Origin of the sequence: Peribacillus simplex (assembly GCF_900156045.1) — a bacterium.
Classification (GTDB): domain Bacteria; phylum Bacillota; class Bacilli; order Bacillales; family DSM-1321; genus Peribacillus; species Peribacillus simplex_D.
In genome coordinates, this window is record NZ_FTMX01000014.1 from 51,831 (window position 1) to 63,203 (window position 11,373).

At 42.6% G+C, this 11,373-nt stretch carries 11 protein-coding genes and 1 riboswitch; of the genes, 5 read left to right on the plus strand and 6 right to left on the minus strand.

From position 1 onward, the window contains the following. Positions 1-41 precede the first annotated feature (41 nt). Positions 42-698, minus strand: a complete 657-nt coding sequence (locus tag BW986_RS27435) for a TVP38/TMEM64 family protein (RefSeq protein WP_076372801.1) — start codon at positions 696-698, stop codon at positions 42-44. Positions 699-819: 121 nt separating this feature from the next. After that, a complete protein-coding gene (locus tag BW986_RS27440; protein ID WP_076372803.1) occupies positions 820-1,305 on the minus strand; it encodes a QueT transporter family protein in 486 nt (161 codons plus the stop codon). A gap of 6 nt (positions 1,306-1,311) precedes the next feature. Continuing rightward, a riboswitch (PreQ1 riboswitch) is annotated at positions 1,312-1,356 on the minus strand. 170 nt (positions 1,357-1,526) lie between these two features. On the opposite strand from BW986_RS27440, the gene BW986_RS27445 reads away from it, so the two are divergent. After that, positions 1,527-2,048 carry a YbaK/EbsC family protein gene (locus BW986_RS27445; RefSeq protein ID WP_076372805.1) on the plus strand — a complete coding sequence of 174 codons (522 nt, stop codon included), beginning with the start codon at positions 1,527-1,529 and terminating at the stop codon, positions 2,046-2,048. A gap of 131 nt (positions 2,049-2,179) precedes the next feature. Beyond that, on the plus strand, positions 2,180-2,992 hold the full coding sequence (locus tag BW986_RS27450) for a hypothetical protein (protein ID WP_076372807.1): 813 nt from the start codon (positions 2,180-2,182) through the stop codon (positions 2,990-2,992). A 76-nt stretch (positions 2,993-3,068) separates the two neighbouring features. Here the strand turns inward: BW986_RS27450 and BW986_RS27455 are convergent, their stop codons facing one another. Next, the gene (locus BW986_RS27455) at positions 3,069-3,365 is read right to left on the minus strand and encodes a DUF3892 domain-containing protein (protein WP_076372809.1); all 297 of its coding nucleotides are present in this window, start codon (positions 3,363-3,365) and stop codon (positions 3,069-3,071) included. 275 nt (positions 3,366-3,640) lie between these two features. Between BW986_RS27455 and adhP the strand changes: the two genes are divergently transcribed. Continuing rightward, complete coding sequence (gene adhP, locus BW986_RS27460; protein WP_076372823.1) at positions 3,641-4,654, plus strand: alcohol dehydrogenase AdhP; 1,014 nt, start codon at positions 3,641-3,643, stop codon at positions 4,652-4,654. A 41-nt stretch (positions 4,655-4,695) separates the two neighbouring features. Here the strand turns inward: adhP and BW986_RS27465 are convergent, their stop codons facing one another. From BW986_RS27465 to BW986_RS27475, 3 genes are read right to left on the minus strand one after another with little or no spacing between them, the layout of a single operon-like run. Next, positions 4,696-6,126 (minus strand): sigma-54-dependent transcriptional regulator, encoded by a 1,431-nt coding sequence (locus BW986_RS27465; RefSeq protein WP_076372811.1) that lies wholly within the window; start codon positions 6,124-6,126, stop codon positions 4,696-4,698. Between the two features lie 4 nt (positions 6,127-6,130). Further along, positions 6,131-7,747, minus strand: coding sequence for a sensor histidine kinase (locus BW986_RS27470; protein ID WP_076372813.1), 1,617 nt, complete (start codon positions 7,745-7,747; stop codon positions 6,131-6,133). A gap of 12 nt (positions 7,748-7,759) precedes the next feature. After that, positions 7,760-8,908, minus strand: a complete 1,149-nt coding sequence (locus BW986_RS27475; RefSeq protein ID WP_076372825.1) for an iron-containing alcohol dehydrogenase — start codon at positions 8,906-8,908, stop codon at positions 7,760-7,762. Between the two features lie 271 nt (positions 8,909-9,179). Between BW986_RS27475 and BW986_RS27480 the strand changes: the two genes are divergently transcribed. Further along, positions 9,180-10,583 (plus strand): M28 family peptidase, encoded by a 1,404-nt coding sequence (locus tag BW986_RS27480; RefSeq protein WP_076372815.1) that lies wholly within the window; start codon positions 9,180-9,182, stop codon positions 10,581-10,583. Between the two features lie 235 nt (positions 10,584-10,818). After that, a complete protein-coding gene (locus BW986_RS27485; RefSeq protein ID WP_241590107.1) occupies positions 10,819-11,244 on the plus strand; it encodes a YwqH-like family protein in 426 nt (141 codons plus the stop codon). The last annotated feature ends 129 nt before the right edge of the window (positions 11,245-11,373 follow it).

Genomic DNA, 11,373 nt, shown 5'->3' on the forward strand with positions numbered 1-11,373 from the left:
AATATATGCAGAATCCTAAATAAAAAAACAGGGGCCAATGGTCACCTGTTTTTTCTGAAGAAGGTCAGTTTCTTTTTCTTTTTTGCACGCTTATAAATAATGAAAAATAGTAAGAGGACGAGTGCGAGTGCTGCTAGCGTATATTGGTTCATTTCAACAGATAGCAGTCCATATGGAATGAGCGAAAGGAAGAAAAAGTAAATAAGGTTGCCAAGTGCCGTCGCTAATAAAAAATCTTTGAAAGTGACGGTGCTGACACCAGCTACCAAGTTAATTAAGCTTGTTGGGATCAGAGGGAAGATCCTGCCTGTAAAAACGTACATGAAGCCATGCTCCACAACAGTTTCTTGCCACTTTTCACCAATCTTCTTTAAGAGAGGCTCCTGAAACCAGTTTCTTGCTGCATAAAAAATGAAACCTGAGGCAACAACGCTTGTAAACCAACTCCATAGATATCCATATATGAATCCGAATATCGTGACATTGATAGTCAGGAGCAAAATTAAGGGAATGATTGTAAAAGAATTTTGTACAAACATCAATACGAATGTCACAATAAATGTAAGTAAAAGGTTTTCCTTCAAAATGCCAATAACAGAATCCAGATCACTTTTCCAAACCAAAGTGAATAACTCTGCATTAGAAATAATAAATATTGCAATTACCAATAGACCGATTATGGTCAGGACTTTTTTCAAAGGGCCACCACCATTCTTACTAGTAGTTTATCATTTTCGAGTTCATTGGTGAAAAAAAGAGCTGCCGCATCATGCAGACAGCTCTTTTCCATTATAGTGGGTTCACGACGCGAAGATTCCATTAAAGCCACTTTTCAAACTGAATTCTTTTATTCATTCCATAAATGATTGGCGCCCCAATCAAGAGGACAACGAATTCACCGACAGCCGTGGTCATCCAGCTTAACCAGAATGGGAAGCCCAGGGCAAGGTTCAGTTCAATTGCAATTAAAAACATTGTGAAGGTGAAAAAGATAATCGTGGCGATCATCCGTCCTTTAATGCCTTTTATGAACCGAGAAACAAAAATGACAAGCAATAAGGCGAGCAGAGATTGCCCCACCCCAAAAATCAAATCATATGGAACCATCGGCGAAAAAAGCAGATTCGATATGAAGACTCCGCCGACGATACCGTAGATATACTTTTTATTGAATACAATCAGATGATTCAATATTTCCGGTACACGAAATTGGAACATCTGAAATGATATTGGTTGGAACACCAATGAGACCGCCACATACAAGGCAGCCAATAACCCGCTTATCACGAGTGTACGAACATTCATTTTACTCTCTCCCTAGTTTTTTATCGTGGGATGGTTACGAACCACGTTTAGGCGTTTGCCCGATTATTAATAGTATCCCATGTAAGCTTGTTTCGTCAATTTGTAAAGAATGGTTTTAATTTATAAGTTTCCAAGCAGGGGAGGTAGCTTAAATGGATTTTGATTTATTGCAATGAAGGATGATATTATTTCAATATGTACTTCTAAGGAGTGAATATATTATGTCGATCGAGAGTGTCAAAAGCCATTTTAAACAATGGGATCGGGAAGGCGATGTGATGGAGTTCGAAACATCGAGTGCTACGGTGATTGAAGCGGCGGAAACCATCGGTGTTATCCCAGCGCGGATTGCTAAGACTCTTTCCTTTAAGGGGGAAGGTGAAAAGGCCATTTTGATTGTTGCCGCAGGGGACGCGAAAGTGGATAATAAGAAATTTCGTCAGACGTTCGGTTTCAAGGCACGAATGCTTTCACCAGAAGAAGTGCTTGCACAGACCGGCCATGCCATCGGAGGCGTTTGCCCGTTTGGTCTGGCAAATGATCTAGCTGTTTTTCTTGATGTATCGATGAAACGCTTTGAGTCATTGTTTCCGGCATGCGGCAGTGCGAACTCTGCAATAGAACTTAAACTCGCCGAGTTGTTTGAATATTCAGGCGCGAAGGATTGGGTGGATGTTTGCAAAGGTTGGGAAGAGAAGGGGAATGAGGAAGCGGCGGTAGGCAATGCAGTTGATGGCCTTTGATGGTTTCGAAAAATGCACATGAATGGAATTGAGTCCACTATGGTGGACTTTATTTTAGTGGCGACCGCATACATTTTCTATGATTTAAGCGGAAAATCGGGCAGAAAGTGTTCCTGATCGGAGGTTGAAAGATGTTAAATGAAAGCAAAAGAAAAAGCAATAACAGCTATCTTAGTCTTAAAACTCTTTATGAAGAGAATATAACGGTTAAAAGCATTGCCCAGGAGCTTGAGTTTTGCCATAATAACGATCTGGCGAAGGATATCCAGAAAGCATTGGAAAAAAAGAATTATGATATATTGGCAGTCCAAGATCAGGGGGAAATCATCGGGTATATCGAAAGGGAAGAACTCGGTGAAGGAAGCATCTCTGAATATTTGAGAAACTTCTCACCAAGGGAAATGGTATCGGATTCAACCCCTTTGATCCAGCTTCTCCAGATTTTCAAGTATAAAACAAGGGTGTTCGTATTAGAGAATAATTCGATTAAAAAGTTGATTACCCATGCCGACCTTCAAAAGCCTCCGATTAGGATGCTGATATTCGGATATATTACTTTATTGGAAATGAGGATTAGCGATATCATCCAGGATAGATTCGGCGATGGCAGCTGGTATCCAATGATCAGCGAAGACCGTTTAGAAAAGGCAACCGAATTATATAGAAGGAGAATCGATAAAAACGAGGATATCAATATAATAGAGTGCCTGCAAATCAGTGATAAATTCGATATCATACATAAAGATAAAGATTTGAGGCGCTTCTTCCAAATCCCTTCAAAAAGTAAAGGGAAAAAGGATGCGAATGCCATCCGGAAATTACGGGATAAGATTTCCCATGCTAATGAATTGGGTCTGGACATGTCATGGATGGAAATCATCGAGGTTGTCGAGACCTGTGGCCGACTGCTCGAAATCTCTGAATCTTATCAGTATGAAAAATAAGGATCCGGCTAATCATGCTGGTTCTTTTTTAGCCCATCCAAACAGAAAAAACTGCCCATATCAGGCAGTCTCCCCCTCAAAACTCCGGCAGTTGATCCAGGTTATTTTCTTTTATCCCATCGGGCTCACTCCGCAATATGTCACGTCCATATTTATGAAAGACGTCAACATTGGCCAGGTTGCCTGCTTTGGCTTCCGAAAGGGCTGTGGGGTAGTCGAGTTCGCGGCCGGAGTTCGTCTTGATGGCGATAATATTGTCCTCTTCATTTTTCCTTACAGCGATGATTTCTTCTTTTCCTGCTGAATCAGCTTGGTTTGCTTGCGGTGTTCCCTGCTGTTTATATGATTCATAGGCCTTTTCAAATTGGTCCATGTTTTAGACACCTCCTATTTATAGGGTGAGCCATTTTTTCTGCAATATACAAACCGGATTTCGTCCAACTTGAGCCATTGATTCGTCCAAATGGGCCGAGTTTTCGGCACTTTTTTAAAGTGAATGCTGTCTTCTTTGCCTTTTTGCAGTGGCATGGCACTTGCATCGTGTAAGTAGTAGCAAGAAATAATATCCACTGGAATAAGGGAGGAAAATGAATCATGAATGTAAATCAAGGGGCAAGCACTGTAAATGCAAAACAAAAGGTCAAGTCAATGAAAGCGGCGGTCGTCAATGAATTTAACCAAAAACTTGAGATTAAAGAAGTTCCCATCCCAGAGTTGGAATATGGTGAGATATTAGTGAAAATTAAAGCATGTGGCGTGTGTCATACCGATTTGCATGCGGTACATGGTGATTGGCCGGTAAAACCCAAGCTTCCGCTTATCCCCGGACATGAGGGTGTGGGCATTATAGAAAAGGTGGCAGAAGGCGTAACTTCCTTGAAAGTAGGTGACCGTGTTGGGATCCCATGGCTTTATTCGGCTTGTGGCGATTGTGAATACTGTCTGACCGGAAGGGAAACGCTTTGCTTGGATCAATTAAATGCAGGCTATTCCGTGGACGGTGGGTATGCTGAATATTGTAAAGCACCCGCCAAATATGTGGTGAAGGTTCCTGAAGGGCTTGACTTTGCGGAGGTTTCACCAATTTTCTGTGCAGGTGTAACGACCTATAAAGCGCTTAAGGTATCAGAAGCAAAGCCTGGTGATTGGGTAGCGGTTTATGGAATTGGCGGATTGGGACATGTTGCCCTGCAATATGCGAAAGCGATGGGCTTTAATGTCATTGCTGTCGATATTCAAGATGATAAGCTTGATCTTGCAACGGAACTTGGGGCGGATTACACGATTAATGGACTGAAGACCGATCCTGTACAGGCTATAAAGGATAAAGTTGGCGGTGTGCAGGCATCCATTTCTGTAGCGGTTACGAAAAAAGCTTTCGAACAGGCTTACAGTTCAGTCAAGAGGGGCGGGACACTTGTCGTAGTCGGATTGCCGAATGATGAACTTCCAATCCCGATTTTTGATACAGTGCTGAATGGGGTAACTGTAAAAGGGTCAATCGTCGGCACGAGAAAAGATTTACAGGAAGCTGTTCAATTTGCGGCTGAGGGTAAAGTCAGAACGAATATAGAGACGAGGAAACTTGATGAAATAAATGATGTGTTTTCAATGATGGAAAAGGGAGAAATCAACGGACGCATCGTATTGACGCTGGAATAGGAACAGAGGAGGATGCCCCAGGGAACGGGGCATCCTCCTTTTTATGTCTGGTTCTTCTCATTTAATATATAACGTAATTTCCTTATGGATATCTGCAAGCGTTTGGCTGCTTCATTCCGGTTACCGTAGGTTTTTTGCAGTGCCTGCATGACGAGCTCCTTTCCAATAGTGGATTGAAGCTGTTTGATTTCCGTAAGAATTTCTTCAAGCATCAGTTCATCCTTCTCATTAAAGTCAGCCACCAGTCTTTTTCGCCATTCTTCAAGAAGGTTTTCAGTTGATTGAATTCCACTAGTGGACACGTTTTTGTCAGGGGTGATCTGGCTGTTAGTGAGGGAGATATCATTGGCTGATATTACCGACTTATGGTCTGATAGAGTTAATGTGCGCATGACCACATTAGATAGTTCGCGTATGTTGCCTGGCCAATTGTATTGCTGTAATTTTTCAATGGCTTCATTGGAAAAAGAGATATCTCCATGACCATTCCTCTCAATCAAGTGACGGACAAGCAAGGGAATATCCTCTTTTCGGTTCCTTAAAGGCGGGATATTGAGAGTCACGACGTTCAGTCGGTAAAATAAGTCTTCCCGGAATTTATTTTTGTCCACTGCCTGCTGCAGATTTTCATTGGAGGCCGCCACTAACCGGGCGTTCGTCCTTAATGTCCCGCTGCTGCCAACCCTCATGAATTCCCGCGTTTCCAAAACTCGGAGCAATTTGACTTGGATGGCGGGACTCGCATCCGCAATTTCATCAAGAAAAAGCGTCCCGTTCCCGGCAATTTCGAAAAAACCCTTTCGCAGCTGGGTCGCTCCCGTGAACGCACCCTTTTCATGACCGAATAATTCGCTTTCAAGCAGGGACTCAGAGATTGCTCCACAATTGATGCCGATAAAAGGTTCATGATTTCGGGGGCTGGCAATGTGAATGAAGCGTGAAAGCACTTCTTTACCGCTACCGGTTTCTCCCTCAATTAATACATTGACGGTTTTTTGAGCCACCTTGAAAGCCATTTCAATCAAATTCTTCATTAAAGGACTTTCGCCGACAATGAGTCCTGAATCCTCGGCCAGTTTATGGATGAAATGCTGATTCAAATCTTCATTTTCATTCAAAAGGTTGTCAATCTGCCTTTCCAGCACTTCAATATCCACAAAGGGTTTTTCCATATAATCACTCGCGCCAAGTTTCATTGCATCAACAGCGGTCTTGACGGTGCTGTATCCGGTCATGATCAGTACCTTGCAACGCGGCTGCAGCTGTTTTAGATGCTGCAGGAGGGAAAGTCCATCACAATCAGGAAGCTTCAGGTCTATCATTGCGACATCAAAACGCTGCTGATTCCAATCGATTTCATGAAAATCCTTCCCGCTATTCACAACTTGTACGATATAACCTTTCATCGTAAAAAGGCGGGATAGAAAAGTCCCAACCTCTTTCTCGTCGTCTACCACAAGTAAATGAACCACATTATCATCCCCTTTCCTCTTCTGCTTGTAAGGGAAGCCTCAGGAAAAAAGTGCTTCCTTGTCCTGGTGTGCTCAAAACGTCGATCTTCCCACCATGGTCTTTGGCGATGCCAAGGCTTACAGACAGCCCCAAACCGGTACCTTTTTCACGGTCTTTAGTCGTATGAAAGGGATGGAATATGAAGGGCAGGCGTTCTTTTTCAATCCCCGTTCCGTTATCAGTCACCTGAACCACCAAGAACTCGTTATCTGAATAGGTAGTGATCGCAATCGATTTTTCCGTTTGTTCGGACTCATCCAATGCGTCCTTCGCATTCAATAGCAAGTTGATGATGATCTGTTCTATCTGCGGCTGGCTGCCCTTTATGTAAGGAAGGTCTTCCTGAAGGGTAAGATGGAGGGATATCTGCTTCTTCCCAAGTTGGAACTTCAAAAGGTTCAGTACCTGGTGAATGGCTTCGTTAATAGAGTAATAGTGGAATCTATACTCATCCTGCCTTGAAAAGGTAAGAAGGCTTTTCACTATTTGCCTGCATCGATCTCCGCAAATCTTAATATCATTTAACAGCATATGATCCAGATTGTCCTGTGGGGTTTTCCGCAATAAAATTTGCGAGTTACCAAGAATGGCCGTTAATGGGCTATTCAATTCATGGGCAATCCCTGCTGCCATTTCACCGATCGCCCCAAGTTTACCGGCATGTAATAGCTGGACTTCCATCTGTCTTCTTTCGGTGACATTTTTATAATAAGCAATGACCCCATATACTTGATGCTCCTTATTCTGAATCGGGTAGGCATGCATTTCCAGGATGGTACCATGCTGAAGGGGAATTTCCTGAAACCCTGGCTTATTACATGAAAAGGTATCTTGAATCAGAGATTGGGATTTTTGAATTAAAGCAACCAGGTCGGAAAAGTCCCTTGCTGAATCATTGGATTGATAGACCGTTCCTTTGTGATCAAAGACGATGATCATATCTTCAACTGCCTTGAATGTATCCTCCCATTCCTGTTTGGAATGAAGAACTTCCTTATAAAGCTGGGCATTCTCCAAAGTTAACGCAAGCTGGTTGGATAGTTGCTCAAGAAATTCAAGTTCATCTTCAAGCCATGTTTTCTTTTTCTTCCTGCCGAAAGTCCAGATTCCGATTTTTTTACTTTTTCCGTATAAAGGAACCAATAGAAGTGATTCGATCTCAAGGGATAATAGACGTTCCTTTTCCCGGAAGTCCGGTAACCGTTTAACTTCCACCTGAATCGGCTGTTTGTCCTTCAAGGCGGACGAGAAATCCTGAAAAGGGTGTAACAAGTTTTTTGCATCCATTTCAAGTTCACAGTGACCATTAGGGCAGATATGAAGCAGGGCAGGTTCTTCCTCATACAATATGACAAAATGACTGTCATCGAAGGTAATGAGCTGCTTAAGTTTTGCAATAACATTTCGGAGAATTTCTTGGATGTCAATGTCCATATTCATATTTTTAGTGATGTCATTCATGATTTCAAGCTGCATATTCTTCTTCTTCAGCTGATCCACAGTTTTCTTAAGTTCCGTGTAATACGTTTTCTTTGAAGATTTCACACCTGTCATTAAATCTATCAATTCAAGTTTGTTCATGCTTTTCACCTCTTAAAGGGCTGTAAGAAGCAGCTGATTAATCTGTTCTAATGACATATCACGAGGATTTGTGATCATGCACGCATCCTCAAGAGCGGTCATCCCTATGGGGTCTATCATTTCTCTTGTAATGCCGACATCACTTAAACTATTGGGAGCCCCTATATCCTGGGATAATTCCCTTACGAAGTGTATGGCTGCCATTCCTGCTTCCTGCTCGGTCAATGCCCGTGTATCGATGCCCATGATACCTGCAATCTCACTGAATCGCCTTGGTGAGGCAATTCGATTGAAGTCCATGACATGGGGAAGGAGTATCGCATTGATTTCACCATGCGGAAGGAGGTACTTGCCGCCTATGGCATGTGAAATGGCATGGGCAGCTCCCAAAATGGCATTGGAAAAAGCCAGACCAGCCTGCAGGCTCGCCATCGCCATCGCTTTTTTTGCTTCCTCATTATGCCTGGTAGCGACAGAGGGGCGTAAGTGGCGGGAAACGATGGAAAGTGCGTTTTTGGCTTGTACATCTGTCAAAGGTGTCGCAGCGAGTGAGACATAGGATTCAATGGCGTGTGTTAAAACATCCATTCCCGTGGCGGCGGTCAAATCCGGTCCCAAGGTGGTTAAGGTACCAGGGTCGACTATTGCAATATCGGGGACGAGTGATTTTGAAATGATTGTCATTTTTTTCTCGCGGAATGAATCGACGATCACCGAAAACTGTGATACTTCCGATCCAGATCCTGCAGTGGTCATGATCATCACCATGGGCGGGAGGGGAGAGTGGACTTTATCAACACCTTCATAATCACTGATGATGCCGCCATTTGTTACTAAAAGGGCGACCCCTTTGGCGACATCCAAAGCACTGCCTCCTCCCAAGCCAATGATGGCATCACATTCTTGTTCTTTAAATGTCAAACAGCCGGCTTCAATCTCCCTGTCCTTCGGATTGGTCGTCATTTCAATGAAGGTAGCAAAAGCAAGGCCCGCATCTTTGCAGGATTTTATGACTATTTCTAACCAGCCGGCATTGGCCACCCCTGAGTCGCTGACTATCAAGGCCTTTTTGGCACCCAAACGCAAGCAGGCCTCGCCAGCTTGTTCAATCGAACCTTTTCCAAAAATCACTTCCGGCATCACGAATTTAGTTATCGACATCATTGCGCCTTCTCCCTGTATATATTCTATCTCTTCTGTAATAATTTCCCGAAAAAGAGCGAAAATCCTGTTATGATTCCAGGAATTTTTATATAATCTGACAAAATATCTAATGATGGAGAACTTTTAGCAGGGGTCAAATCTCCTGTTAATTTCTTTAAATTGTAAATTCGTTACTTTAGACATGTATGAATAGGGATAAACCTACCTAGTTAGTGTTTTCTATATATTGTAAAATTATGGTGAAATCTATTAAACTGGGAGGCAATCTATGAAAAAACAATTTCTATCGGTAACCTTGATTGCAGCATTGACACTCGGGACAGCGGGGTCAACCACCGCTTTAGCAGCGCCACATTCATCGACGGTGCTATCTGCGCCATCCATGGACAAGCAAGTCATTAAAAGAATCGATGCCGATAAAATCTACAGGAATATTGAATACCTCTCACAAACACCTCGGGTGGCCGGTACGGATTCTGAGTATAAAGCCGTCCAATTCATCAAAAAGCAATTCCAATCTTATGGCTATAAAGCCGATATCGAAGAGTTCAATTTTTTATCTTATACAGACCCAAATCTGGTCGAGCTGTCCGTTGCCGGATTTGAAGGGGAAATCCAAGCGAACCATTTAACCTATTCTGTTAATGGGGACCTATCCGGTGAAGTGGTATATGCAGGTTTAGGAACGAAAGAAGAGCTGGAGGAAACCGACGTTTCAGGGAAGATTGCCCTTATACAAAGAGGGAGCCTCACTTTTGCAGAGAAAGTATTGAATGCAGCAGAAAAAGGGGCAGCGGGAGTCATCCTATTCAATAATGCAGATGGGGATTTAAACGGGACACTCGGTGAGGATAATGACAAGTATGTTCCATCTGTCACGATAACCAAAAAGGATGGGGAAGCCCTGCTGGGAAAATTGAATGCCGGAGTTAAATTGACAGCATCATTAAAAATCGAAGGAGCTTATTCCGGAGAAAAAACCTCTTATAATGTAGTGGCAACGAAAAAAGCAACAAAGAACAATAAAGCAAAGAAGAGCGATATCATTTATATTACTGGACATCATGATTCCGTTGCGGGGGCACCCGGAGCGAATGATGATGCATCAGGAACATCCGTCACCCTTGAACTTGCACGTGTTCTGAAGAATCTTCCGACAGATACGGAAATTCGATTCGTCACCTTTGGGGCAGAGGAAAATGGATTGCTAGGTTCACAGCATTATGTGAGCAATCTCCCTGATGATGATATCAAGCGGACCATTGCCAACTTCAATCTCGATATGGTGGGAAGCAGGGATGCCGGGGATTTGGTCATATTGACTAATGATGGAGAAATGAACCTTGTAACCGAGCTGGCCCAAGCATCAAGTACAAGACTGAATGGAGAGCAGACTCCATATGGACAAGGCGGGAGAAGTGACCATGTATCCTTTGCTGAAGCTGGGATTCCCGCTGCTTTATTCATCCACAGTCCATCAGAACCTTGGTATCATACTCCTGATGATACCATTGATAAAATCTCAAAGGTAAAGCTTCAAGATGTTGCTGAAATTGTCGGCACAGCTGTCTATGACCAAGCTAAAATCGAAGCTAAAAAACCTGATCTCAATCATAAAAAAGGGAAAAAGGTGAAAGTACCGCATTTATTTGACGAAAAGGAATACAAATAATGCAGTAAGTATTTAGAGGGTGCAGACTGCATCCTCTTTTTATGTTTAAAAATGGAAAACAAGGGGCAATTAGTCTAATCCGGAATTGATGACTATGGGAAGGATTCCCTAAATACCTAGCATAAATAGCTTATTTATCCCTATTTAACTCTAAGACTATAATCCTTATAATAAAAATTATGAAAAATATGACAGTCTACATAATGAGAATAGTACGTTTGAGGTGATTTTTTAAGTGTATGCAAATTCATTGAGTGAAATTCACTCAGCCCTCTCCAGCAAAATGTCCGATGTTAATGAAAAAATCAATCGTTTGGAGCAGGCAAAAAGACAAATCAAAGACGAACAGAATGCTTGTCTGGGGGAAATTGCTAAAATTAAAAATCCGGACTTGGGTAAAAGCTGGACGGGAAACCGTGCAGAAGACTTTCAGGATGCCCGCAGTGATGCATACAAGGCAATGTCAACGATCATTCATGATGATTATGACGACTATCAAGAGAAAATCGACGGTAAAATCATGATGCTTAATATAGAAAAAAAGGCTCTGAGTGCAGCAGGCACAATAGCACATGAAGCGGATGTTCTATTAGGTAAAGGGGAAGCCGTCATAGATCAATTGGAAAGTAAAATATCATATTTAAAAGGGTGGTTGTTTTAATGACGACAATCAAACTGAATCATCCTGCCGTAATGAAGCAAGTCGATCAGGTGAAGACGGCACTTGGTACAGTCACGCTTGGAAATTTGCCGGCAGGCGAGCTTGGCAGCAATAAATTGGAATTCACCT